This window comes from Corynebacterium maris DSM 45190 (genome assembly GCF_000442645.1).
In the GTDB taxonomy this organism is placed as follows: Bacteria; Actinomycetota; Actinomycetes; order Mycobacteriales; family Mycobacteriaceae; genus Corynebacterium; species Corynebacterium maris.
This window is the reverse complement of the sequence record NC_021915.1, coordinates 1493737-1518335: the sequence shown is the minus strand read 5'-3', so window position 1 is coordinate 1518335 and position 24599 is coordinate 1493737. Positions and strand designations below refer to the sequence as shown.

Sequence of the window (24599 nt, the reverse complement as noted above, 5' to 3'; positions counted from 1 at the left end):
TCTAGGCCATCGCCCGTGATCTGCGAATAATGAGCCACCCCAAAGCGAGGACGGCCACCGCGCCCAGCAACGCAGCCACGTAGATCGTGAGGACGGTGGCCGGGGGCAGCGACAAGCCGCGGGGGAGCACGAAGAAGCTCATCGCCGCGGAATAGGCCACCACCGCAATGCGGAACTCGGATCGGTTCGCCCACGCCGCCAGCGGCAGGATCGCCCACAGCATGTACCAGGGGTGCACCACCGGGAACAGGATGACCAGCACAAAAGTCCCGACTCCGAGGCCTCCGACGGGGTGGATGGTGCCGCGGAAAGTGGCGAAAAGCATCCGCAGAATAAACGCCGCCGCGACGAGCACGCCGATCGCACGGGTGATGGAGAGGACGGCGTCCGTGTGGTCGCCGAGGTTGAGAAGCATGCCGAACCAGCCGAAGACGACGCCCACGTCCGTCGTGACGGACATCCAGCTGCGGATCGTCGCCGCCCCTCCCTGACCGGTGATCCACCCCAATCCGATGCCGGTCAGGGCGGAGACGACCGCCGTCGTGATCACCAGGCACGCCAGTTTGACGGCCGCAGCCCCGACGATCGCGAGGAAAGGGTGGACGCCGCGCTCATGCCGGTATTTCGCCAGGGACATGCCGACGAACCCGAGCGCGAGGAAGCCGGTCACCTTGACCAGGCCAGCGCAGGAGATCAGCGCGCCGGCGGCCAAGACCAGGAGCCAGCCGTCCCTGTTTTCGCCGCGACGCAACCGGTCCACTCCGCGGAGACCGACCTCCATGCCCACGAGCATGAAGCCGAGCAGAATGGCCTCGTTGTGGATGCCCCCGATCAGGTGCAGCAGGGTGAGCGGGTTGAGCAGGCCCAGCCACACGGCGGCGGGAGGGTTCACGTGACAGCGTCTCGCAAGCCTGGCCACCGCCCAACCCGCGGCGATGAGGCCGATGAGTGCGGTCAGCCGGTGGGCCAGCACCCCCCACACGATGGCGTCGTCGGTCAGTCTGCTGATGGCCGCGGCGATGCCCAGGGCCACGGGTCCATAGGGGGAGGGGGATTCCGCCCAGATGAACGGGACGGACCTGGCCAGGTGGTGCTCCGCGCCCAACAGCTGCACGGGGCCGGCCGCGTACGGGTCCATGCCTTGGGCGACGATCGAGCCTTGCGCCAGATACGAGTAGATGTCCTGGGTAAAGATGGGTGCGGTGATCAGGATCGGGGCCGTCCAGGCGGCGAACGTTCGCTTGAGCAGGGACATCGACACCGATTCCCGGGCTTTCGTGCCCACTCCGACGAAGGGGGCCATCAGCACCCATGCGACCACCATCAACGCCACGCCGATGAAAACGACGGCGGACGAAGTCTGGAGCATCCTCGACAGCAGGGAGCCGGCGGGGAAGTGGACGTAGGGGTTTCCGACGACCGGGAGGGCGCCGGCGCCCAGTGCGCCGACCCCGATCAGAAGCGCGCCGACCGCTCCGACCCACCGTAAGACGAGGAAGCGGTTGAGCGTCCGGGTGCCGCTGGCTGCGGGACGGGTCACCAACGCTTCATCGTGAAGCCCTGCGGCGACTGAACCGGCGGGGGATCGCCTCGACTTGGAATGCACAGATCCTCATCCTAGGGGCCGGGTCCGCCGTACGGGGAAAACCGCGCTGGTGGACAACGGGAATGAATTAAGGAACACTAGTGTTGTCTTAAGATGAACGCCGAAGATCCGGCAAACAAGCAAGTGCAAGGTGGTGAATGCAGTGGCGAACAATGACAAAGCCAAAGTTCCTGAAGCGCGATCCGTGGAAGGCGAAACCCGAAGCCAGGTCATGACCCTGCTGCTTAAGCACGGCCCTGACACTGCGACGGGTCTCGGTGATCGTCTCGGCCTTTCGGCCGCCGGTGTCAGACGACACCTAGACATCCTGGTCGAGGAAGGGCTCGCGGAGACGGTCGACTGGCGCGCAGGAAAAAGCGCCGGCCGAGGCCGCCCCGCGAAGCACTATCGACTCACAAACGCAGGACGTGCCGAATTCGGGCACGCCTACGACACCCTGGCTTCCGAAGCCCTGGACACTCTGCGTGAGGTCGGGGGGACGGAAGCGGTGCACAGGTTCGCGCGAAAAAGGATTGAGGAGATCGTCGACGGAATCATGCCGTCCGACGGATCCGGGCAGTCCATCGAAGACACGACGGAACAGCTGACGGAGGCGTTTGACCGCCACGGGTACGCCGCCTCGGTGACGAAAGCCGGGGCGGGGATCCAGATCTGTCAGCACCATTGCCCGGTGGCTAATGTGGCCTCCGAGCACCCGGAAATTTGTGAGGCCGAACATGAGGTAATTTCCTCATTGGTCGGCGTGCACGTCCAACCGCTCGCGTCCATCACGGACGGGCACGGTATCTGTACGACGAACATTCCTTTGACCCCGACCGAGCACATCAACAGCGAGAGGAGCGGATCATGACCCAAGCAAAACCGTCACCCGGTCTCGAGACCGACATGACCGATGACCAGATCATCGATTCCATTGGCCCGTACAACTATGGCTGGCACGACTCTGACGAGGCAGGCGCTTCCGCGCGCCGCGGCCTCAGCGAAGAAGTCGTCCGCGACATTTCCGGCCTCAAGAATGAGTCCGAGTGGATGCTGGAGCAGCGTCTGAAGGCGCTGAAGATCTTCGACAAGCAGCCGATGCCGAAGTGGGGCGCCGACCTGTCGGGCATCGACTTCGACCGGATCAAGTACTTCGTCCGCTCCACCGAGGGCCAGGTCACCGACTGGAACGACCTGCCCCAGGACATCAAGGACACCTACGACAAGCTGGGTATCCCGGAGGCGGAGAAGCAGCGCCTGGTCGCCGGCGTCGCCGCCCAGTACGAGTCTGAGGTCGTCTACCACCAGATCCGCGAGGACCTGGAGGAAAAGGGCGTCATCTTCGTCGACACCGACACCGCCCTGCAGGAGTACCCGGAGCTGTTCAAGGAGTACTTCGGCACGGTCATCCCGGCCGGCGACAACAAGTTCTCCGCGCTGAACACCGCGGTCTGGTCCGGTGGTTCCTTCATCTACGTCCCGCCGGGAGTCCACGTGGACATCCCGCTGCAGGCCTACTTCCGCATCAACACCGAGAACATGGGCCAGTTCGAGCGCACCCTGATCATCGCGGACGAGGGTTCCTACGTCCACTACGTCGAGGGTTGCACGGCGCCGATCTACAAGTCGGATTCGCTGCACTCCGCCGTGGTCGAGATCATCGTCAAGAAGGACGCCCGCGTGCGTTACACGACCATCCAGAACTGGTCGAACAACGTCTACAACCTGGTCACCAAGCGTGCCAAGGCCGAGCAGGGCGCCACCATGGAGTGGGTCGACGGCAACATCGGCTCCAAGGTCACTATGAAGTACCCGGCGGTCTGGCTGACCGGCGAGCACGCCAAGGGCGAGGTCCTCTCCGTCGCTTTCGCCGGCGAGGGCCAGTTCCAGGACACCGGCGCCAAGATGACCCACATGGCGCCGCACACGTCCTCGAACGTCGTGTCCAAGTCCGTGGCCCGCGCGGGCGGCCGCACGTCCTACCGAGGCTTGATCCAGGTCAACGCCAACGCCCACAACTCCACCTCCCAGGTCGAGTGTGACGCGCTGCTGGTCGACAACATCTCGCGTTCGGACACCTACCCGTACAACGACATTCGCAACGACCATGTCGTGCTGGGTCATGAGGCCACGGTGTCGCAGGTCTCCGAGGAGCAGCTCTTCTACCTGCAGAGCCGCGGTATCCCGGAGGAAGAGGCGATGGCGATGATCGTGCGCGGCTTCGTCGAGCCCGTCGCCAAGGAGCTGCCGATGGAATACGCCCTCGAGCTCAACCGTTTGATCGAACTGCAGATGGAAGGATCGGTGGGCTAGACCACAATGGCTACCGCAACAGTCAAGAACGCGTCCGGAGAAAACAACAAGGGAGACGCGTTCACCTCGTTCAACGTCGACGACTTCGCAGTTCCGGGAGGACGTGACGAGGTCTGGCGCTTCATCGCGCTGCGCCGCATCCGCGGACTGCACAACGGCAAGTTCGCTCCGGCCACCGAGCAGGACGTTAAGGTCGAGGCCGCCGAGAACGTCACCGTCGAAACGGTGTCCAAGGACGACGAGCGACTCGGCACCGCCGGCGCCCCCGTCGACCGGGTCGCCGCACAGGCCTGGACGTCGATGGAGTCCGCCCAGCTCGTGACGGTCTCGGCCAACGAGCAGGTCACTGAGCCAATCCGCATCACGATCACCGGCAAGGGCGAGGACGTGACCTCTTTCGGCGCGACCAGCGTCCACGTCGGAGCGAACGCGGAAGCCACCGTCGTGCTGACCTACCGTGGTTCCGGCACCCACGCCGACAACGTCGAATTCATCGTCGGTGACAACGCCAACGTCAACGTCATCGTCGACGCGAACTGGGACACTGACGCGATTCACCTGTCCAACCAGATCGTTCAGGTCGGCCGCGACGCCCATGTGCGCCACACCGTGGCCACCTTCGGCGGCCAGATCGTCCGCATCGTTCCGCGCGTGAAGTACACGGCCCAGGGCGGCAACGCCGAAATGTACGGCATGTACTTCGCAGATGACGGCCAGTACATCGAAAACCGCCTGACGGTGGACCACTCCGAGCCGAACTGCCGCTCCCGTGTCCTGTACAAGGGTGCGCTGCAGGCGGATCCGACCTCCGGCAAGCCGGAGGCCCGCACCTGCTGGGTCGGCGACGTGCTGATCCGCGCCAACGCGGACAACACCGACACCTACGAGACCAACCGCAACCTGGTGCTCAGCGACGGTGCCCGCGCCGACGCCATCCCGAACCTCGAGATCGAGACCGGCGAAATCGCCGGCGCCGGCCACGCCGCCACCGTCGGACGTTTCGACGACGAGCAGATGTTCTACCTGATGTCCCGCGGTATCCCGAAGGAAGACGCCCGCCGCATGATCATCCGCGGATTCTTCAGCGAGATCATCAACAACGTCTCCGTCGAGTCCATCCGCGAAGACCTAGAGAGCCGGGTCATCGAAGAACTCGGCGTCCTCGCCTAACCCCAGATCGTCACCTGAAACGAAAAGAGCCTGTAAAAGATATGTCCACTCTGGAAATCAAGAACCTCCACGCGCAGGTCCTGCCGAACGAGGAGGGCGCCGAGCCGATCGAGATTCTCAAGGGCGTCAACCTGACCATCAAGTCCGGTGAGACTCACGCCATCATGGGGCCGAACGGCTCCGGCAAGTCCACCCTGTCCTACACCCTGGCCGGTCACCCGAAGTACGAGGTCACCGCCGGCGAAGTTCTGCTCGACGGCGTCAACGTCCTCGAGCTCGAGGTCGACGAGCGTGCCCGCGCCGGCCTGTTCCTGGCGATGCAGTACCCGACCGAGGTGCCGGGCGTGTCGTCGTCGAACTTCCTGCGCTCCGCGGCCACCCACGTCCGCGGCGAGGCTCCCTCCCTGCGTAACTGGGTCAAGGAAGTCAACGGCGCCCGCGACGCCCTGAAGATCGACAAGTCCTTCGGTGAGCGCTCGGTGAACGAGGGCTTCTCCGGCGGCGAGAAGAAGCGTCACGAGGTCCTGCAGCTGGGCATCCTGAAGCCGAAGTTCGCCGTCATGGACGAGACCGACTCCGGCCTGGACGTCGACGCCCTGCAGGTCGTCTCCGAGGGCATCAACACCTACCAGGAGGAGACCAACGGCGGCGTCCTGATGATCACGCACTACAAGCGCATCCTCAACCACGTCCAGCCCGACTACGTCCATGTCTTCGCCGACGGCAAGATCGTCGCCACCGGCGGCGCCGAGATGGCCGACAAGCTGGAAGCCGACGGCTACGAGCAGTTCATCGCATAAATATGGCTTACACGAACCCAGACGGAACGCTGAACACCGACGCCATCCGCGCCGAATTCCCGATTCTCGAACGTACTGTGCGTGATGATAAGCCCCTCGTCTACTTGGACTCCGGGGCCACGTCGCAGCGTCCTGAACGGGTTTGGCGTGCGGAAGAGCGCTTTGTCCTCCACACGAACGCACCGGTCCACCGCGGCGCCTACCAGCTCGCGGAGGAAGCCACCGACGCCTACGAAAGCGCCCGTGAGAAGATCGCGGCTTTCGTCGGCGCCCGCGGTCACGAGATCGCCTTCACCAAGAACGCCACGGAGGCGCTCAACCTGGTCGCCTTCACCCTCGGTGACGACCGGTCCGGTGACCTTCAGGTCCGGGAGGGCGACACCGTCGTCGTCACGGAGCTGGAACACCACGCGAACCTGGTGCCTTGGCAGGAGCTGTGCCGACGTACCGGCGCCACGCTGAAGTGGTATGCCGCCACTGACGACGGGCGCGTCGACCTCGATTCCCTCGAGCTCGACGAGACCGTCAAGGTAGTGGCTTTCACCCACCAGTCCAACGTCACCGGCGCCATCGTCGACGTCGACGAGTTGGTGCGTCGCGCCCGGGCCGTCGACGCAGTGACGGTGCTCGACGCCTGCCAGTCGGTGCCGCACATGCCGGTCGACTTCCATGCGCTCGACGTCGACTTCGCGGCTTTCTCCGGTCACAAGATGCTCGGCCCCTCCGGGGTCGGCGCGGTCTACGGCAAGGCCGCCCTGCTCAACCAGTTGCCGCCTTTTTTGACCGGCGGCTCCATGATCGAGGTTGTGGCGATGGACGGGACCACCTTTGCGGAGGCCCCGCAGCGCTTTGAGGCGGGCACCCAGATGACCAGCCAGGTCGTGGGGCTCGGCGCCGCAGTCGATTTCCTGAACGAGGTGGGCATGGAGAACATCCACGCCCACGAACAGGATCTGACGGCCTACGCGCTGGAGCGCATGCGCGGAATCGACGGTCTGCGCATCGTCGGTCCGCTGGCGGCGGAGAACCGGGGAGGGGCGATGTCCTTCGTGGTCGACGGGCTTCACCCGCATGACCTCGGCCAGCTGCTCGACGACAGTGGGGTAGCCATCCGGGTCGGCCACCATTGCGCGTGGCCGGCGCACCGTGCGCTGAACGCGCAGTCGACGGCGCGTGCTAGCTTCTACCTGTACAACACCCGCGAAGAGATCGACGTGTTGGTCGACTCGATTGAGCGGGCCCGCGAGTTCTTTGGGGTGAAATAGAAGCAGTGAGTATGGAAGCGATGTACCAGGAAGTCATCCTGGACCATTACAAGCATCCGAAGCACACCGGGTTGCGTGACCCGTACGGCGCGGAGGTCCACCACGTCAACCCGTCCTGCGGCGACGAGATCACCCTCCGGGTGCGTCTGAGCAGTGACGGAAAGATCGTGGAGGACGTCTCCTACGACGCCGAGGGGTGCTCCATTTCGCAGGCCTCCACCTCCGTCATGACCGATGAGATCATCGGCCAGAGCGTGGAGAAGGCGATGGAGAAGCTCGCGAGTTTCGAGGAAATGATTATGTCCCGCGGCGCAGTGGAAGGAAACGACGAGCTCATCGGAGACGGCGTCGCTTTCGTGGGCGTCGCAAAGTTCCCGGCACGTGTGAAATGCGCGCTGTTGGGATGGAAGGCGTTTCAGGCGGCCACCGCAGAGACGCTCAATGAATTGGAGGAAAAATGACCGATCCAGCCACTAGTTCGTCCAACTTCGACGGCGCACGCACCCGCCCTGAGATGACCGAAGAGCAGATTGCTCTGGCCTCTGAAGTCGAAGAGTACATGCACGACGTCATCGACCCCGAGCTCGGCATCAACGTCGTCGACCTCGGCCTCGTCTACGACGTCTGGGTGGAGGAAGACGACGGCGAGAAGATCGCCGTCGTCAACATGACCCTGACCTCGCCGGCGTGCCCGCTGACCGACGTCATCGAGGATCAAGCCACCCAGGCCGTCCTCGGCAACACCGAGTGCGAGGCACTCGAGCTCAACTGGGTGTGGATGCCGCCGTGGGGTCCGCACATGATCACCGAGGACGGGCGCGAGCAGCTGCGCGCCATCGGTTTCGCGGTCTAGGACCGGCACGACCGAAAAACACACGCGACGAGGCAGTCGCCGGGGGATTCGCCCCGGCGACTGCCTCGTCGTTTGCCATGGTTGATAGACTGATCTGTTGTGATTGTCACCAATGACCTTGAGGTCCGTGTCGGCGCCCGAACCCTCCTGACGGCCCCGGGCCAACATCTGCGTGTCCAGCCGGGGGACCGCGTCGGCCTGGTCGGACGCAACGGCGCGGGCAAAACCACCACCATGCGCATCCTGTCGGGGGAGACGAAGCCCTACGGGGGCGAGGTCACCACCTCCGGAGAGATCGGCTACCTGCCGCAGGATTCCCGCGAGGGCAACATCGAACAAACCGCCCGCGACCGGGTGCTCTCCGCCCGGGGGCTCGACGAGATCCGCCGTTCCATGGCCAAGCAGCAGGAGCTGATGGAATCCGACGATGACCGCAAGCGCGACAAGGCCATCGCGAAGTACTCCCGGCTGGAGGAGCGCTACAGCTCGCTCGGCGGCTACGAGGCCGACAGCGAAGCCGCCGCCATCTGCGACAACCTCGGTTTGGAGCAGCGCGTGCTGGACCAGCAGCTCAAGACGCTCTCCGGCGGTCAGCGACGCCGCGTGGAGCTCGCGCAGATCCTCTTCGCCGCCACCAACGGCTCGGGCAAGTCCCAGACGACGCTGCTTCTCGACGAGCCGACCAACCACCTCGACGCCGATTCCATCACCTGGCTGCGGGAGTTTTTGTCCAAGCATGAGGGTGGGCTGGTCATGATCTCCCACGACGTCGAGCTGCTCGACGCCGTGTGCAACAAAGTCTGGTACCTCGACGCCGTGCGTGCCGAGGCGGACGTGTACAACATGGGCTTCGCCAAGTACAAGGACGCCCGTGCCGGGGATGAGGCACGTCGCCGCCGGGAGCGCGCCAACGCGGAGAAGAAGGCTTCCGCACTGAAGAAGCAGGCCGCCCGTTTCGGGGCGAAAGCCAACAAGGCGGCCGCCTCCAAGCAGATGGTCGCCCGCGCGGACCGCCTGCTGGACCAGCTGGACGAGGTGCGGATCGAAGACAAGGTCGCCTCCATCAAGTTCCCCGAGCCGGCCGCCTGCGGCAAAACCCCGATGTTCGCCAAGGGGCTGACCAAGATGTACGGGTCGCTGGAAGTCTTCGCCGGCGTGGACCTGGCGATCGACAAGGGATCGCGGGTGGTCGTGCTCGGCTACAACGGCGCCGGCAAAACGACCCTGCTGAAACTGCTCGCCGGTGTGGAGCGCACCGACGGCGAAGGCGGCATCGTTTCCGGGCACGGCCTCAAGGTGGGTTATTTCGCCCAGGAGCACGACACCATCGACGGCGACAAGTCGGTGTGGCAAAACACCCTCGACGCCTGCCCCGACGCCGACGAGCAGGATCTGCGCAGTCTGCTGGGGGCGTTCATGTTCTCCGGCGACAAGCTCGAACAGCCCGCCGGGACGCTGTCCGGCGGCGAGAAGACCCGACTGGCCTTGGCCACGCTCGTCTCCTCGCGCGCCAACGTCCTGCTCCTCGACGAGCCGACTAACAACCTGGACCCGCAGTCCCGCGAACAGGTCCTCGACGCGCTCAAGACCTACACCGGCGCAGTCGTCCTGGTCACCCACGACCCCGGCGCGGTGCGCGCCCTGGAGCCCGAGCGCGTGATCATCATGCCCGAAGGCGACGAGGATCTGTGGTCGGACGAATACATGGAGATCGTGGAGCTGGCGTAAGCCTTACACACGCGCACACGCAGGCTCAGAGCACCGACGGGGGACAGTAAACCCCTAGGTCTCTGCGCCCGCGTTGTCTGTGCTGGGTGTAGCCGACCACGACGCGTCGGCCGGAAAACACGGCAGATCATCTTCTCGCGACACCCGCTACCGTGGAGTCAACCGGGTTTAAACAAGGAGACACCATGCCGACACAGCTCGCCCCCAACGTCCTCAGCTGGGCCAGCATCATCGACGACACCACCCGCGAGCAGGCCCTAGCCCTCGCTGAACTGCCATTCATCACCCCGCACGTCGCCCTCATGCCCGACGCCCACGCCGGAAAAGGCAGCGCGGTCGGCACCGTCATCCCGACCGACGGCGCCGTGATTCCCGCCGCCGTCGGCGTCGACATCGGATGTTTCGTAGGGGAGACGAGAGTCTCCCTCGTGGACGGTCGCCAGAAAACACTCAAGCAGATGACCGAAGAAGGCGGCATTCACTGGGTCTATTCGCGAGACAACAACCTGCAGACCGTCGCCGGCCGGGCGACTGCGCTCAAAACCCGCGCCAACGCGCCACTGATGAGCGTGACTATCTCCGGCGGGGAGGACATCATCTGCACCCCAGACCATGAGTTCATGCTCACTGACGGCACCTACCTCGAAGCTCAGCACCTCACATGCGATGACAGCCTCATGTCCCTCGACCACCGCCGCCAGACTCGACACGGACAGCAACGCGCGCACACCGGCACGCCAGAGACGCAGCCGACCCGGGCTTTAACCTCAACACCAGCCGCGACCGTCACCACGATCCCACACACAGACGCTGAGCACGCCCACCACCGCACAGTGATCAAAACTGAGCACCTGGACCGCCGCGAAGACGTCTACTGCCTACAGATCGAGGACCACAACAACTTCGCCCTCGCCGCCGGCGTCTTCGTCCACAACTGCGGGATGATCGCCGCACACACCCGCTACACCGCCGACGACCTCGACACCATCGACCTGACCGAGCTCCGCGACCAGATCGAACGCTCCATCCCCCTCAGCCCAGGCAACTACAACCGCAAAATCCACCACCAACACACCCAGCAACGCATCGCTGAACTCGAAGCCCAAGCCAAAAAAGAAAGCGTCGACCTGTCACACTCTCCACAGTGGCGCGTCCAACTCGGCTCCCTGGGCGGAGGCAACCACTTCATCGAACTCTGCCTCGACGAACAAGACCGCGTCTGGTGCTTCCTGCACTCCGGCAGCCGAGGCGTCGGAAACAAGATCGCCCAAAAACACATCAAGATCGCCCGCGGGCTCATGAAGAAGCAGAACATCACCCTCGCCGACCAGGACCACGCCTACCTCACCGAAGACACCCCGGAGTTCGACCAGTACCTCACGGAGCTGCGCTGGGCCCAGAGGTTCGCTCTGCTCAACCGGGAGGAGATGATGGACCGCTTCGTCAGCCAACTCGCCCGCCTCATGGGCGACGCCCCACACGACGTGGAGGTACGACGAGTGAACACACACCACAACTACACCGAGAAAATCCCCCTCCGCGGCACAGACCTCTGGCTCACCCGCAAAGGAGCCATCGACGCCCGCGACGGCGTCATGGGCCTGATCCCCGGCAGCATGGGCACCCGCTCTTATGTCACCCGCGGCAAAGGCAACGCCGACGCCCTCTACTCCGCGCCCCACGGCGCCGGCCGAGTCATGTCCCGTCGCCAAGCCAAAAAACACTTCACCGCCGCCGACCTCGACCACGCCATGAAAGGCATCGTCTACCGGCCCGGCGCGCAATGGGTGGATGAAATCCCCGCGGCCTACAAAGACATCGACCAGGTCATGGCAGACGCCGCCGACCTCGTCGAGATCGTCCATGAGCTACGTCAGGTGCTTAACGTCAAGGGCACGTGAGTGACTGAGCCGCCCGGGCCCTCACACGGTGGCGCGCCGGGTCTCCGCGCCCCGGCGGAGGGCCTTGTCGACCTCCACGGCGGCGAAGATCACGGCCCCGACGGTGACTGAGAGGAGCCAGGATTGCAGGGATACGGCCGTCGTCTGGAAGGCCACCTGCGCGAAGGGCAGGTACACGAAGGCCAGTTGCAACACCAGCATGGCCCCCACGCACAGCCAGGAGATCGGGTTGGTGGTGAACAGTTCTTTGCGCAGGGCGCTGACCCGGGAGAAGCGGGCGGTAAAAAGGTAGAAGACCTGGCCCATGACGAGGGTGTTGACCGCCCAGGTGCGCGCCACGTCTAGCTGGGCGCCGGCGGAGATCGCCCATTCGAACACCAGCGTCGTCGCCCCGCCCAGCAGCAGGGAGACATAGAGGATCCTGAGGATCGCCTCGGAATCCAGAAACGAGGCGTCCGGGTCACGTGGTTTCCGCTTCATGATGTCCGGTTCCGCCGGCTCGAAGGACAAGGCCAGCGACAGCGTCACCGCGGTGATCAGGTTGACCCAGAGCACCTGCAGGGGAGTGATGGGCAGCGTCATCCCCAGCAGCATGGCGACGAAGATGACCAGTCCCTGTGCGCCGTTGGTCGGCAGCATGAACACGATCGCCTTCTTGAGGTTGTCGTAGATGTTGCGGCCCATGCTGACGGCCCGGGAAATCGTCGCAAAGTTGTCGTCGGCGAGCACGATGTCGGCGGCGTCCTTGGTGGCCTCCGTGCCCTTGACGCCCATGGCCACGCCGACGTCCGCCTGTTTGAGGGAGGGGGCGTCGTTGACGCCGTCGCCGGTCATGGCGACGACTTCCCCGTTGCGTTGGAGTGCCTGCACCAAGCGGAGTTTGTGCTCCGGGGAGGTGCGGGCGTACACGGTCGTGTCGGCGACGATCCGCTGGAGGTCCTCGTCGCTGGCGGATTCCAGTTCGGGGCCGGTGATGGTGCGGCCGTCGGCGATGCCCACTTCTTTTGCGATCGCCGTCGCGGTGGAGGCGTGGTCGCCGGTGATCATGCGCACCCGGATGCCGGCGTCCTGCACGATGCGGACCGCTTCGATGGCCTCCTCGCGGGGCGGGTCGATGATGCCGTACAGCCCGATAAAGGTGAATTCGCCTTCGTCGACGTCCGCGTTGCTCACTCGATCTGCGTGGGTGGCGTCACGGCGGGCGGCGGCGAGCACGCGTAGTCCGTGGCCGCCGAGCTCATCGACGGCGTCTTCCCAGAATGCCCGATCCAGCGGTTCCGTGGAGCCGTCCGCGGAAATCTGGGCGGAGCTGCGATCCAGGAGCCGGTCGGGGGCGCCTTTGAGGTGGAGGAAGACGTCGCCGTCGAGGTCGTCGAGGGTGGCCATGTATTTGTGCTCGGAGTCGAAAGGAACGGTGGCGAGGCGGGAGCCGTTGTCCTCGCAACCGGTTTTCAGGGCGAAGACCTTGATGCCGCCGTCGGTGGGTTCGCCGGCGAGTTTCCAGGCTCCGTCTTCTGTCTGCCGCACCGCAGAGTCGTTGGCATAGGCGGCGACTTCGGCGATGAGGGCGAGGTCCCGGTGCTCGGCGAGGGCAGCGGGTTCCCCGTCGACGGCGACTGATCCTTCCGGGGCGTAACCGACGCCGGAGACCTGGTAGGTGTGTGCCCGAGTCAGTACGTGTTGCACGGTCATTTCATTGCGGGTCAAGGTTCCGGTCTTGTCTGAGCAGATCGTGGTGACGGAACCGAGGGTCTCGACTGAATTCATGCGGCGGGTGATGGCGTTCTGGCCCGCCATCTTCTGCACCCCCAGCGCCAGGGTGATGGCCATGACGGCGGGAAGGCCTTCGGGGATGGCGGCGACGGCGAAGCCGATGGCGCTCATGAGCAGGTCGGCCCAGCCGGTCCGGTACAGCAACCAACTGACCAGGACCATGAGCACGGCCAGGACAAGGGCGATGACGGCGATGATCGAGGAGAACTTGCCCATCGCCTTCGTCAGGGGCGTCTCCACCTGCTCGACGTCCTGGATCATGCCGGTGATGCGGCCGATCTCGGTGCCTGCACCGGTCACGGCGACCACGCCCACGCCTGATCCGGCGGCGACCGTCGTCCCGGAGAAGACCATGGACGGGCGATCCCCGACGCCGGCCGCCTCGTCGACTGCGGCGAGGGACTTCTCGGCGGTGAGGGACTCACCCGTCAGCGCGGATTCTTCGGTGCGCAGACTCGCGGCCTCCAGCAGCCGCAGATCGGCGGGGATCTTATCGCCGGCCCGGAGTTTGACGACGTCGCCCGGCACCAGCTCCTCCGACGGCACCTGTACCCACGTGCCGTCGCGCAGCACCTCGGATTCGGGGGAGAGCATGTCGCGGATGGACTCCAGCGCGTCCGCGGCTTTTCCTTCCTGGATGAAACCGACCAGGCCGTTGATGACGACGACGGCGGCGATGACCGCAGTGTCGATGACCTGGCCCATGATCGCGGTGAGCACGCCTGCGGTGATCAGCACGTAGATCATCGGGTCGTTGAACTGCCGTAGCAGCCGTTGCCACCAGGTCTCTTGCTCGGCCTGGGGGAGGGCGTTGGGGCCGTGCTCCGCCAGTCGGTCCGCGACAGCGCCGGCGGAAAGCCCCTTCACCGAGCTGCCCAGCCGGTCCAACACCTGGTCTACCGGGAGGGCATGCGCATCCGGCACAGGCGCTCCGGCAGTGGTCGACATGGCTGAAGTCATCCTGGATAAGTCCTTCCGGTCGGATACCTTCCCCAGCCTAGGTACGCGGCCAGAGCCTTGCCCACCGATTCAGGGGCGATCACCCGCCCCATGAAAAACACACGCGCGCCCTGGCACACAATGTTCCGGGGCGCGCGTGCGTTTGTTTAGGCCGCCACCTAGTTTCGGAAGCCGTGCACCGGGGCGGGGATGAATCCGCCACGCTCGATGAACCGGCGGTTACCCACGGTGTTGACGGGGATGACGGGAGCGTAGCCGAGCAGTCCACCGAAATTGACTTCGTCACCGGAGACCGTGCCCGGAGTCGGAATAACGCGCACCGCGGTGGTCTTATGGTTCATCACGCCGATCGCCGCCTCATCGGCGATCATGCCGGCGATGGTCTCCGCCGGGGTATCTCCCGGGATAGCGATCATGTCCAACCCCACCGAGCAGATGGCGGTCATGGCCTCAAGCTTGTCTATGGAAATGGCGCCGGAGCGCACCGCATCAATCATGCCCTTGTCCTCTGAGACGGGGATGAAGGAACCGGACAGGCCGCCGACGCGGGCCGAGGCCATCATGCCGCCCTTCTTGACCGCGTCATTGAGCAGGGCGAGCGCCGCAGTGGTGCCGTGCGTACCCACTTGGTCCAGGCCCATGTGTTCGAGAATGTGAGCCACGGAATCACCCATCTCGGCGGTGGGGGCCAGGGAGAGGTCCACGATGCCGAAGGGGACTCCGAGCCGTTCAGCGGCCATGGCGCCGACCAGCTGTCCGGTGCGGGTGATCTTGAAGGCGGCCTTCTTGATTTCCTCGGCGACCTGATTCAGGCTCGCCCCCTCCAGGGACCCCAGCGCCCGGTCGACCACGCCGGGGCCGGACACGCCGACGGAGACGACGCAGTCGGGTTCTTCGATGCCGTGGAAAGCGCCGGCCATGAAAGGGTTGTCCCCCACGGAGTTGGCGAAGACCACCAGCTTGGCGCAGGCGATCGCGGAGTTGTCCTTGGTCAGCTCGGCGGCTTCCTTGATCACGTGCCCCATGGCTGCGGCCGCGTTCATGTTGATGCCGGCCCGGGAGGAGGCGATGTTCACGGAACCGCACACCAGGTCGGTCACGGACAACGCCTCGGGGATGGAGTCGATCAGCTTTTTCTCCGCGGTCGTGGCGCCTTTCTCCACGAGAGCGGAGTAACCGCCGATGAAATCCACCCCGGTCGCCGCGGCGGCCTTGTCCAGGGCGTGTGCGACGTCCACAGGGTTGCCGTCCACACCCGCCGTGATGAGCGAGATCGGTGTGACGGAAATCCGCTTGTTGACGATGGGCACGCCCAATTCGGCTTCGATGTCTTCGCATACGTCGACGAGCCGGCCCGCTTGCGCCGTGACGCGGTCGTAGACGGCCTGAGCGGTTTCGGCCATGGTGGTGCGGGTGCATTCCAGCAGGGAGACGCCCATGGTCACGGTACGGATGTCGAGACGGTATTTCTCGATCATCTCGATCGTGTCGAGGATGCCCTTGGATTGGAAATTCAGCGACATGAGGGGCGCCTCCTAAATTTCGTTGACGGCGGAAAAGAGGGCTTCGGACTGCACGCGAATGACGAGGGACTGCTGAGTCCCCACCTCGTCCAAGGCGTCCTGCAACCGGGCGATGGGCAAGACGGTCTCGTCGAACTCGACGCGGAGAATCATCGTGAACCACTTGTCCATCAAGGTTTGGGAGACGTCGACGATATTGACGTCCTTCTCGGCGAGGGTGGTGGTCACGGCGGCGATGATTCCGGTGTGGTCCGCACCGGTGACAGTGATGATGGCGAACATGACGCCATCATATCTTCCGGCCGCCGTCTGCTGCGCGCCGTCCCTCGGTTGACCTACCGTGGTGGGTGACCCGCGTAACAAGAAGACAAGGATGTCACGGCATGACGAAAGCATTGATTATCGGAGGCCACGGACGGGTGGCTCAAATGGCGACGGCTCAACTCGTGGACGCCGGGGTGGAGGTGGCCTCATTGATCCGTAATCCGGACCACGAAGCTGATATCCGGGGGCTCGGCGCTGAAGTCATTGTTCAGGACTTGACTGAAGTGGAAGACTGGTCGGCCATCTTATCGGGTTTCGACGTCGTGGCTTGGTCCGCCGGCAACGGCGGCAAGGCAGGCGCAGAGGGCACGCTCGCCATCGACCGGGATGGAGAGCTCGCGGTGATCTCTGGGCTGGAATCTATGGAAAAGCCGCCGTACTATCTCACAGTGTCTTATCTGGGATGGGACCGCCTCGACCCGGAAGACGACGGTTCCAGCTGGGCGGCCTACGTCAAGGCGAAGAAGGCGGTCGGCAAGCGGTTGACCGGAAGTCATCTCAACTACACGATCCTCGCTCCGGCCCGACTCACCGATGAACCGGCCGGCGCTTACGATCACGTGGAAAACTCCCGGGAGGCGGCGGAGGCCACCACGTCCCGGGAGTTGGTCGCGCAGGTTCTGGCTGAGTTCGCGCAGGCGCCGGCCCAATCCGGCACCTACGCATTCATCGACGCCTGATCGCGCCGTCAGTGCTTGCGCACTGCGTCCTCGGTCACGTCGAGCACGGCGTCGAGCCGGTCGGTCGGTTCTCCTGACGCCAGCCGGGTGATGAAACCGTCCATGACGGTTTCCAGAAACATCTGGAGGACAGACAGGTCCACGTCGTCACGCATCCGGTCTTCCTCGGCGTTGCGCGCCAACCGGTCCCGGACGGCCTGATCCAGTGTTTGTTGATGTTCCTTCCACCGGGCCCGAAAATCCGGCTCGGTGCGCAACTTGCGGGAGATCTCCAGCCGCGTGGCCAACCATTCGTGCCGTTCGGGGCGTTTGAGCATGTCCCGCATCACTTCGACCAGACCGGCTTCGGCGACGACGGCCGCCTGTCGTTCGGCGTCTTCGTGAGCGATCGACAGAAACAGGTTTTCCTTGTCTCCGAAGTGGTGGAAGATGGCGCCCCGGGATTTGCCGGTGGCTTTCTCCAGGCGACGGACCGTCGCTCCTTCATATCCGTATTCGGCGAAGCAACCGCGTGCCTTTTCCATGATGTCGTGACGACGACGGGCGAGTTCCTCGTCGCTGACGACGGGCATGTGAGTCTCTCCTTATGTGGGTAAACGTAGAGCCCGCGCCCGGACTTCCGGGCGCGGGCTCTACATGGGGGTCAGATCAAGCGAAAGGCTAGGGGCCTACTTGACCATTCCGCGCAGGACGTACTGCAGAATACCGTCGTGACGGTAGTAGTCTGCCTCGCCCGGGGTGTCGATGCGCACGACTGCGTCGAACTCGACCTTGTCGCCGCCTTCCTTCGTGGCGGTGACCTTGATCGTGGACGGGATTTCCTCGCTGTCGTTGAGGGAGGACAGGCCCTCGATGTCGAAGGTCTCGGTGCCGTCGAGACCCAGCGACTGCCAGGACTCGCCCTCCGGGAACTGCAGCGGGGCGACGCCCATGCCGATGAGGTTCGAGCGGTGGATGCGCTCGAAGGACTCGGCGATGACGGCCTTCACGCCCAGCAGACGGGTGCCCTTGGCGGCCCAGTCGCGGGAGGAGCCGGAGCCGTACTCCTTGCCGCCGAGAACGACCAACGGAATATCCGCTTCCTGGTAGTTCTGCGAGGCGTCGTAAATGAACGCCTGCGGTCCACCCTCCTGGGTGAAGTCGCGGGTGTAGCCACCGGAAACGTCGTCCAGGAGCAGGTTACGCAGACGGATGTTGGCGAAGGTGCCGCGCACCATGACCTCGTGGTTGCCGCGACGGGAGCCGAAGGAGTTGTAGTCCTTGCGCTCAACGCCGTTGGCGTCCAGGTACTGGGCGGCCGGGGTGCCCGGCTTGATGGTGGAGGCGGGGGAGATGTGGTCGGTGGTGACCGAGTCGCCCAGCAGTGCCAGGGTGCGGGCGCCCTTGATGTCGGAGATCGGGGCCGGATCCAGCTCCATGCCGTCGAAGTACGGGGCCTTACGGATGTAGGTGGAGCCCTCGTCCCACTCGTAGACCTTCCCGGTCGGGGTCTCCAGTGCGCGCCAGCGCTCATCACCGGTGAAGACGTCGGCGTAGTCCTCGGCGTACATCTCGGAAGTGATGGACGCGTCAATGGTCTTCTGGATTTCCTCGGTGGAGGGCCAGATGTCCTTCAGGAAGACGTCGTTGCCTTCCTTGTCCTTGCCCAGAGCCTGGGTCTCGAAGTCGAAGTCCATGGTGCCGGCGATGGCGTAGGCGATGACCAGCATCGGGGACGCCAGGTAGTTCATCTTGACGTCCGGGGAGATGCGGCCTTCGAAGTTACGGTTGCCGGACAGGACTGCGGTGGCGGCCAGGTCGGTGTCGTTGATGGCCTCGGAGATCGGCTCCGGCAGCGGGCCGGAGTTGCCGATGCAGGTCGTGCAGCCGTAGCCGACGAGGTAGAAGCCCAGGGCCTCCAGGTCCTTCCACAGGTCAGCCTTGTCGTAGTAGGCGGTGACGACCTGGGAGCCCGGCGCCATGGAGGTCTTGACCCACGGCTTGGACTGCAGCCCGAGCTCGTTGGCCTTACGGGCCAGCAGGCCGGCGCCCAGCATGACCTGCGGGTTGGAGGTGTTGGTGCACGAGGTGATGGAGGCGATGGCCACCATGCCGTGATCCAGGACCATCTCTTCGCCGTCGTAGTCGACCTTGACGGGGTTGGAGGCGCGGCCGTCGGAGGTACGGGCGAGGTTGAAGGATTCCGGAGCGACGGACGGCAGCTCGCTGCGGCCGTGCTTGCCCGGGTTGCCGCCCTCGGCGACGAAGTCCTGCACGTCCGGGTTGCCGGAGGTGGAGGTGTAGTTGTTCAGGTCGGAGCGGAACTGGTCCTTGGACTTGGACAGCTCGATGCGGTCCTGCGGACGCTTCGGGCCGGCGACGGACGGCACGACGGTGGACAGGTCCAGCTCGAGGTACTCGGAGAACTCCGGCTCGGCCGGGCTCTGCGGGTCGAGCCACATGCCCTGAGCCTTGGCGTACGCTCCGACGCGATCGATGGTTTCCTCGTCGCGGCTGGTCAGGCGCAGGTAATCGAGAGTGACCTCGTCGATCGGGAACATGGCGGCGGTGGAGCCGAACTCCGGCGACATGTTGCCGATGGTGGCGCGGTTGGCCAGCGGCAGGGCTGCGACGCCGGCGCCGTAGAACTCGACGATCTTGCCGACGACGCCGTGCTCGCGCAGCATCTGGGTAATGGTCAGGACGACGTCGGTGGCAGTGACGCCGGCCGGGATGTCGCCGGACAGCTTGAAGCCCACGACCTTCGGGATCAGCATGGAGACCGGCTGACCGAGCATGGCGGCTTCGGCCTCGATGCCGCCGACGCCCCAGCCCAGGATGCCCAGGCCGTTTTCCATGGTGGTGTGGGAGTCGGTGCCGATGCAGGTGTCCGGGTACGCCAGTCCGTCGTTGTCGAAGACGACGCGGGACAGGTACTCGATGTTGACCTGGTGGACGATGCCGGTTCCCGGGGGAACGACGCGGAAGTTGGAGAAGTTCTCGGCGCCCCAACGCAGGAACTTGTAGCGCTCTTCGTTGCGCTCGTATTCGATGTTGACGTTCTGCTCGAACGCGTCGGAGGTGCCGAAGGCGTCGATGATCACGGAGTGGTCGATGACCATCTCAGCCGGGTTCAGCGGGTTGACGTCGTTCGGGTTGCCGCCGAGGGTTTCGACGGCCTCGCGCATGGTGGCCAGGTCGACGACACAGGGGACGCCGGTGAAGTCCTGCATGAGGACGCGGGCCGGGGTGAACTGGATTTCGGTGGAGGGCTCAGCCGTCGGATCCCAGTTTGCGATGGCCTCAATGTGCTTGGTGGTCACATTCTTGCCGTCTTCGGTGCGCAGCAGGTTCTCGGCGAGGACCTTGAGGGAGTACGGAAGCTTCTCCATGCCTTCGACTGCGTCGAGTGCGAAATAGTCGTAGGATTTGTCGCCTACTTCGAGGGTGCGCTTGGCGTTGAAAGAGTTCAGACTTTCAGTCAAGGGGACGCTCCATTTCCTGATATTGGGTGATTTCGTCATTAACGAGCAACTCGTCACCCAGAAGTCTACTGGGAGAGGGGTGTCGTTTCCTGCCATTTTAACAGTACAATCGTCCGGTTTCTATTTTACGAAGAACGTGTCGGGGGTGCCCGCCCCCGTCCCGGGTAGAACTTCCGTATCGTATTGCCCATGATTCCAGCCGACGTAGACATTTCTGCCCTGTCCCGGCAGCTCGAGGATGCCCCGGTCGCCTTCACCTCCCCCGAGATGGTGGATCCCGTGTTGGCGGAGCAGTTGCGGGAGGTCGTGGCAGGGGAGTCGGCGGCGGTGATCGTCTCTGGCCCGGGAAGCCCCGTCCACCTGAGGGACGTCGGGCAAGCCGTGCTCGACGGCATGGATTTCTCCACCGTGATCGTCCGCGGGCCCGGAACCGGCGCAGCGGTCAGCGAGGAGCACTCCCGCGCGGCCATCGAAACTTCCCGAAATACCCTGCTGGCGGAGCCGGACTACGTGGTGGGCGTCGCAGAGTTTTTGTCCGAGGCGAACTCCTTTTCTGTGAACTGGGCGGCGGTCTCGGCGGTGATCGTCGTCTGTGCGGTGGCGGCCACTCTGTGCGTGTGGTGGTCGGCCAGGGGTCAAGTTCAGGAACTTGATTGAATAAAAGAGTTACGCAATCGTAGCTAATTGTGTGACGAGTATCACACACCCTTCGCCGCCATTGAACCTGCAGGTCACGGCCGGGTGACTGTTATGTAACGGCCACATAACGGGAGAGAGCGGTCGGACGCGTGTACGGCTGCGTCGATTGTGGAATATGGTCCTGCCTTGTGATCCCGGCCCGGGCCAGACCGGGCAGGGCGCACCTTTGCGAACCATGGGGTTCGACGCACGGGCATGTGGGGAAGCACGCTGGCGCGGAAGGTGGGCCAGGCGGGAAGTCCGTACGTAGGGTCAAGTCTCGAAACTTGACCGAGTGAGGAGATTTTTTGTCTGTACGCAGTCGTTCTCGCGTGGTGGCGGCTACCGCCCTGCTTGGCCTCCTCGGCGGGGTCGCCCCGGCGGCCGCACAACAAGGGGCGGCCCCTGTTGTTTCTGGAACCGAGTCTGGCGTGAGCAATGAGCAGGTGGAGACGGCCATTGCTCGGGCGCAATCTCAGGTGGGCATCCCGTATGCGTGGGGCGGCGGAAACGCTTTTGGGCCCACCGCCGGGGTTCGCGATGGGGCGAGCGCCGACATTTTCGGCGATTTCCGGAAAGTCGGCTTCGACTGTTCGGGCCTGGTTCAATACGCCTTCTCAGGGGCGGGAATCCAGCTCCCCCAGTACACGGGGCATCAGTACCTTCGTGGGGAGCATGTCGCTCCGCAGGACATGCAGCGCGGGGATCTGATCTTTTACGGGCCGGGCGGCTCTGCCCACGTGGCGATCTACCTCGGCGACGGCATGATGGTCGAAGCCCCCACTTCCGGCGGAGTGGTGCAGGAGACTCCGGTGCGCTGGGAGGGCATGTCGGAGCACGTGGTGCGCCTAATCTAATCAATCGAACTAAAGTTGGTAGTCTCTTGTTATGACCGATTCGCAAGAACATGACTACGACGCGTTGCTCGTCCTGTCCTTTGGAGGGCCGGAGGGCAATGAGGACGTCGTCCCCTTCCTCCGCAACGTCACTGCCGGTCGAGGCATCCCGGATGAGCGACTGGAAGAGGTGGGGGAGCATTACTACCACTTCAACGGCGTCAGCCCGATCAATGAACTGAACAAAGAAATCATCGCCAATATTGAGGCGGAACTGGCCCGGCGAGGTATGGACCTGCCCGTGTATTTCGGGAACCGGAACTGGCACCCGCTCGCTGGGGACACCGCAGAGAAAATGGCTGCCGACGGCATCCGTAACGCGCTGGTCTTCGCCACGTCCGCGTGGGGCGGGTATTCCGCCTGCCTGCAGTACGACGAAGACATCCGAGCGATGCGCAGGCACCTCGCCGATCAGGGGCTGCCGGAGATCCGCTTCACTAAGCTGCGCCAGTTCTACAGCCATCCCACCTTTGTCACGCTGATGGCCGACGCCGTGCGAGAAGCCTACGCGGGCGTGCCCGCCGAGCGTCGCGGGCAGACCCGCATGCTGTTCACCGCTCACTCGGTGCCGAACGCCGCGGACGACGCCTCCGGCGGGGAGGGGGACAAGAACCTCTACTCCCGGCAGGTGGCCGAGGCTTCCCAGCTTATCGCCGAGGAGGCGGGCGTCGATTCTTACGACGTGGTGTGGCAGTCGCGTTCAGGAAACCCGGCGACGCCGTGGCTCGAGCCCGACATCGTCGACCACACCGAGGCCATCGCCGAAAGAGACGGTGTGCGTGCCGTCGTCGTGTGCCCGGTCGGGTTTATCTCGGACCATATGGAAGTCCTCTGGGACCTGGACACGGAGTTGAAGGAAGCCGCCGACAAGGTCGGCGTCACCCTCCATCGCACCCGTACCGCCGGCCCAGAACAGGAGTTCGCGGGCATGGTCGTCGACATCATCACGGAGCTTACCGACGATCAGCCGTGGGCCAGCCTTGGTGAGGTCACGGTATCCGGTTGCACGGTCAACGGAGCCCCGTGCTTCCCGGGCTGCTGTCAGATCGCCCGGCCGAAGTCGGCCACGGCATAAGCCACGCCCGCCATGCGGGCGGCCCGGATGTGACGCCACAGGCTCAGTAATTGGGGGTCGAGAGTGTGGTCGCCAATCCGGGCCGTCACTGTTTCCACGATGGCGGCGACCCGGTCGGCGCGAGCGAAGAGCTTCGCCGCACGACCGGGGACAGCGGACGGCAGCCCCGGCGTGTCGTAGAAGTCGGAGAGAGCCCCCACCGTCAGGCGTGGGGTGTTCAACGCGTCTGTCCGGTAGCCGCTGCGTTCGATGATGTCGGCGGCTTGGCGGGTGGCTTCAGCCAGGAGCCGGTCAGCCTCGCCGGGGGAGAGCCACGCCGACGCAGGGAGCGGATCGGTGAAGGTGAACCATTCCCACCGAGTGAGGGGTCCGGCCAAGTCAGGGACTAGGACATGGGAGGAAATCAAGTCATTGTCCTTGACGGTGATTGCTCCCACCCCGTTGCGCGCCGCTTTCTGCGCAGCGTCGCTGCCTGCCGGCAGCGCAGGGGCCTCGCCTGGTCCCGAGAGCACAAGCCGCAGGACAGGATCTTCCCCCTCCACGTCGGCCACCGAACGAAGTTGCGCGAGCAGGTCGGTCAACGGGCGGCCGTCGATGAGTTCGTGCCGCCCCCCTAAATCGCGGAGAGCCTGCAACAGGTCGTCTGTCGTTTCATGTCCGTGCAGCCAGGCACCCAACCACACGGCGGTGTGCTGCAGGGGAGACCACACTTCGGCGCGCATATCCATGGCTGGCGATCATAGCGGCTAGAATCCTGGCCCCATGAACCGTTACGCAGGCGACATCTTTTCCGGCCATTCTCGCAACCGCCCTGTCGAGTATCCGATCCTGCCGGCCGAGCCCGGCATGGTGGTGGAGGTCTTCGGCGATGAGTTCGTGGGCGCCGTGGTCGGGACACAGAAGACGCACCAGGGGGATCTGGTGCGGCTGGAGGACCGACATGGCCGCCAGCGGTTGTTTCAGATGGTTCGGGGCGGATTCCTGCATGAGGGGCGCCGGATCTCACTTACCCGGCACATCCCGAAACGGGCGCCGCAACGGTCGAACTCCGGTTCACGAAAGGTGCAGAACGCTCAGGCGAAGGTGGCCGCGCCGTCGCGGATCTGGGTGGAGGGCGTCCACGACGCCGCGATCGTGGAGAAAGTCTGGGGGCACGACCTCCGGGTGGAAGGCGTCGTGGTGGAGTTCCTGGAGGGGCTGGACAATCTGTGGGCGCGGCTCGAGGAATTTCAACCCGGCCCCGGGCGACGGGTGGGTGTGCTCGCCGACCACCTGGTGGAAGGTTCCAAGGAATCCAGGTTGACCGAGTCCGTCGGCCCCCATGTCATGGTGACCGGGCATCCGTACATTGATATTTGGGCCGCCGTGAAGCCGGAGCGCCTCGGATTGGCGGCCTGGCCGGACGTGCCTTACGGAGAGGACTGGAAAACCGGAATTTGCCGGCGTGTCGGATGGAACGACCCCAAGGAGGGGTGGAGCCGGGTCTACAACGCCGTCGGCTCTTTCCGGGACTTGGATTCCACCCTCATCGGAGCGGTGGAACGTCTCGTCGACTTCGTGACCAACCCGGAATTGTCGAAATCTGACCTCTCATAGCCCAAGTCCTGTACC

General features: G+C 64.5%; 20 protein-coding genes and 1 pseudogene. 14 read left to right on the top strand and 7 right to left on the bottom strand.

Annotated elements, in window-relative coordinates; genetic code table 11:
- Position 1 precedes the first annotated feature (1 nt).
- Complete coding sequence (mptB, locus tag B841_RS07115; protein ID WP_041631810.1) at positions 2-1606, bottom strand: polyprenol phosphomannose-dependent alpha 1,6 mannosyltransferase MptB; 1605 nt, start codon at positions 1604-1606, stop codon at positions 2-4.
- A gap of 211 nt (positions 1607-1817) precedes the next feature.
- Here mptB and B841_RS07110 point away from each other — a divergent pair, with 211 nt between their 5' ends.
- From B841_RS07110 to B841_RS13620, 9 genes are all read left to right on the top strand, one after another.
- Positions 1818-2456, top strand: a complete 639-nt coding sequence (locus tag B841_RS07110; RefSeq protein WP_156844863.1) for a helix-turn-helix transcriptional regulator — start codon at positions 1818-1820, stop codon at positions 2454-2456.
- Complete coding sequence (gene sufB, locus B841_RS07105; RefSeq protein ID WP_020934810.1) at positions 2453-3898, top strand: Fe-S cluster assembly protein SufB; 1446 nt, start codon at positions 2453-2455, stop codon at positions 3896-3898. The genes B841_RS07110 and sufB overlap by 4 nt, the downstream gene beginning before the upstream one ends.
- Before the next feature lie 6 nt (positions 3899-3904).
- Positions 3905-5068, top strand: coding sequence for a Fe-S cluster assembly protein SufD (gene sufD / locus B841_RS07100; protein WP_020934809.1), 1164 nt, complete (start codon positions 3905-3907; stop codon positions 5066-5068).
- A 41-nt stretch (positions 5069-5109) separates the two neighbouring features.
- Positions 5110-5868, top strand: coding sequence for a Fe-S cluster assembly ATPase SufC (gene sufC / locus B841_RS07095; protein WP_020934808.1), 759 nt, complete (start codon positions 5110-5112; stop codon positions 5866-5868).
- A 2-nt stretch (positions 5869-5870) separates the two neighbouring features.
- On the top strand, positions 5871-7133 hold the full coding sequence (locus B841_RS07090) for a cysteine desulfurase (protein ID WP_020934807.1): 1263 nt from the start codon (positions 5871-5873) through the stop codon (positions 7131-7133).
- Positions 7134-7138: 5 nt separating this feature from the next.
- A complete protein-coding gene (gene sufU / locus B841_RS07085; protein WP_020934806.1) occupies positions 7139-7594 on the top strand; it encodes a Fe-S cluster assembly sulfur transfer protein SufU in 456 nt (151 codons plus the stop codon).
- Positions 7591-7986 (top strand): metal-sulfur cluster assembly factor, encoded by a 396-nt coding sequence (locus tag B841_RS07080; protein ID WP_020934805.1) that lies wholly within the window; start codon positions 7591-7593, stop codon positions 7984-7986. The genes sufU and B841_RS07080 overlap by 4 nt, the downstream gene beginning before the upstream one ends.
- Positions 7987-8085: 99 nt before the next feature.
- Positions 8086-9714, top strand: a complete 1629-nt coding sequence (locus B841_RS07075) for an ABC-F family ATP-binding cassette domain-containing protein (protein WP_020934804.1) — start codon at positions 8086-8088, stop codon at positions 9712-9714.
- A gap of 185 nt (positions 9715-9899) precedes the next feature.
- On the top strand, positions 9900-11615 hold the full coding sequence (locus B841_RS13620; protein ID WP_020934803.1) for an RtcB family protein: 1716 nt from the start codon (positions 9900-9902) through the stop codon (positions 11613-11615).
- A 21-nt stretch (positions 11616-11636) separates the two neighbouring features.
- Here the strand turns inward: B841_RS13620 and B841_RS07065 are convergent, their stop codons facing one another.
- The 3 genes from B841_RS07065 to B841_RS07055 form a co-directional block, all read right to left on the bottom strand.
- A complete protein-coding gene (locus B841_RS07065) occupies positions 11637-14336 on the bottom strand; it encodes an HAD-IC family P-type ATPase (protein ID WP_020934802.1) in 2700 nt (899 codons plus the stop codon).
- A 170-nt stretch (positions 14337-14506) separates the two neighbouring features.
- The gene (locus B841_RS07060; protein ID WP_020934801.1) at positions 14507-15871 is read right to left on the bottom strand and encodes a PFL family protein; all 1365 of its coding nucleotides are present in this window, start codon (positions 15869-15871) and stop codon (positions 14507-14509) included.
- A 12-nt stretch (positions 15872-15883) separates the two neighbouring features.
- The gene (locus B841_RS07055; protein WP_020934800.1) at positions 15884-16153 is read right to left on the bottom strand and encodes an ACT domain-containing protein; all 270 of its coding nucleotides are present in this window, start codon (positions 16151-16153) and stop codon (positions 15884-15886) included.
- A 101-nt stretch (positions 16154-16254) separates the two neighbouring features.
- On the opposite strand from B841_RS07055, the gene B841_RS07050 reads away from it, so the two are divergent.
- Complete coding sequence (locus tag B841_RS07050) at positions 16255-16875, top strand: NAD(P)H-binding protein (protein WP_020934799.1); 621 nt, start codon at positions 16255-16257, stop codon at positions 16873-16875.
- An 8-nt stretch (positions 16876-16883) separates the two neighbouring features.
- Here the strand turns inward: B841_RS07050 and B841_RS07045 are convergent, their stop codons facing one another.
- Both B841_RS07045 and acnA read right to left on the bottom strand, forming a co-directional pair.
- Positions 16884-17447: a TetR/AcrR family transcriptional regulator gene (locus B841_RS07045; RefSeq protein ID WP_020934798.1), complete on the bottom strand. Its 564-nt coding sequence runs from the start codon at positions 17445-17447 to the stop codon at positions 16884-16886.
- 96 nt (positions 17448-17543) lie between these two features.
- Complete coding sequence (gene acnA, locus B841_RS07040; RefSeq protein WP_020934797.1) at positions 17544-20339, bottom strand: aconitate hydratase AcnA; 2796 nt, start codon at positions 20337-20339, stop codon at positions 17544-17546.
- A gap of 189 nt (positions 20340-20528) precedes the next feature.
- On the opposite strand from acnA, the gene B841_RS07035 reads away from it, so the two are divergent.
- From B841_RS07035 to B841_RS07025, 3 genes and pseudogenes are all read left to right on the top strand, one after another.
- Positions 20529-20996 (top strand): Rv1476 family membrane protein, encoded by a 468-nt coding sequence (locus B841_RS07035; protein ID WP_020934796.1) that lies wholly within the window; start codon positions 20529-20531, stop codon positions 20994-20996.
- A gap of 470 nt (positions 20997-21466) precedes the next feature.
- Positions 21467-21874, top strand: a pseudogene (locus tag B841_RS07030) (NlpC/P60 family protein); the annotation flags it as partial.
- Positions 21875-21905: 31 nt separating this feature from the next.
- Complete coding sequence (locus tag B841_RS07025; RefSeq protein WP_020934794.1) at positions 21906-22988, top strand: ferrochelatase; 1083 nt, start codon at positions 21906-21908, stop codon at positions 22986-22988.
- On the opposite strand, the gene B841_RS07020 is transcribed toward B841_RS07025, so the two are convergent.
- Complete coding sequence (locus B841_RS07020; RefSeq protein WP_020934793.1) at positions 22955-23716, bottom strand: hypothetical protein; 762 nt, start codon at positions 23714-23716, stop codon at positions 22955-22957. The two genes, B841_RS07025 and B841_RS07020, sit on opposite strands and share 34 nt — an antisense overlap.
- 34 nt (positions 23717-23750) lie before the next feature.
- On the opposite strand from B841_RS07020, the gene B841_RS07015 reads away from it, so the two are divergent.
- Positions 23751-24584 (top strand): DUF3097 domain-containing protein, encoded by an 834-nt coding sequence (locus B841_RS07015; RefSeq protein ID WP_020934792.1) that lies wholly within the window; start codon positions 23751-23753, stop codon positions 24582-24584.
- Positions 24585-24599 lie beyond the last annotated feature (15 nt).

Bases quoted from the DNA above. Each gene is read 5' to 3' on its own strand.
- sufC (WP_020934808.1), top strand. From the start codon at position 5,110: ATGTCCACTCTGGAAATCAAGAACCTCCACGCGCAGGTCCTGCCGAAC.
- B841_RS07090 (WP_020934807.1), top strand. From the start codon at position 5,871: ATGGCTTACACGAACCCAGACGGAACGCTGAACACCGACGCCATCCGC.
- B841_RS07055 (WP_020934800.1), bottom strand. From the start codon at position 16,153: ATGTTCGCCATCATCACTGTCACCGGTGCGGACCACACCGGAATCATC.
- B841_RS07015 (WP_020934792.1), top strand. From the start codon at position 23,751: ATGAACCGTTACGCAGGCGACATCTTTTCCGGCCATTCTCGCAACCGC.
- B841_RS07025 (WP_020934794.1), top strand. From the start codon at position 21,906: ATGACCGATTCGCAAGAACATGACTACGACGCGTTGCTCGTCCTGTCC.
- B841_RS07110 (WP_156844863.1), top strand. From the start codon at position 1,818: ATGACCCTGCTGCTTAAGCACGGCCCTGACACTGCGACGGGTCTCGGT.
- B841_RS07080 (WP_020934805.1), top strand. From the start codon at position 7,591: ATGACCGATCCAGCCACTAGTTCGTCCAACTTCGACGGCGCACGCACC.
- B841_RS07065 (WP_020934802.1), bottom strand. From the start codon at position 14,336: ATGTCGACCACTGCCGGAGCGCCTGTGCCGGATGCGCATGCCCTCCCG.
- B841_RS13620 (WP_020934803.1), top strand. From the start codon at position 9,900: ATGCCGACACAGCTCGCCCCCAACGTCCTCAGCTGGGCCAGCATCATC.
- B841_RS07045 (WP_020934798.1), bottom strand. From the start codon at position 17,447: ATGCCCGTCGTCAGCGACGAGGAACTCGCCCGTCGTCGTCACGACATC.
- B841_RS07060 (WP_020934801.1), bottom strand. From the start codon at position 15,871: ATGTCGCTGAATTTCCAATCCAAGGGCATCCTCGACACGATCGAGATG.
- B841_RS07050 (WP_020934799.1), top strand. From the start codon at position 16,255: ATGACGAAAGCATTGATTATCGGAGGCCACGGACGGGTGGCTCAAATG.
- B841_RS07020 (WP_020934793.1), bottom strand. From the start codon at position 23,716: ATGGATATGCGCGCCGAAGTGTGGTCTCCCCTGCAGCACACCGCCGTG.
- sufD (WP_020934809.1), top strand. From the start codon at position 3,905: ATGGCTACCGCAACAGTCAAGAACGCGTCCGGAGAAAACAACAAGGGA.
- sufB (WP_020934810.1), top strand. From the start codon at position 2,453: ATGACCCAAGCAAAACCGTCACCCGGTCTCGAGACCGACATGACCGAT.
- B841_RS07035 (WP_020934796.1), top strand. From the start codon at position 20,529: ATGATTCCAGCCGACGTAGACATTTCTGCCCTGTCCCGGCAGCTCGAG.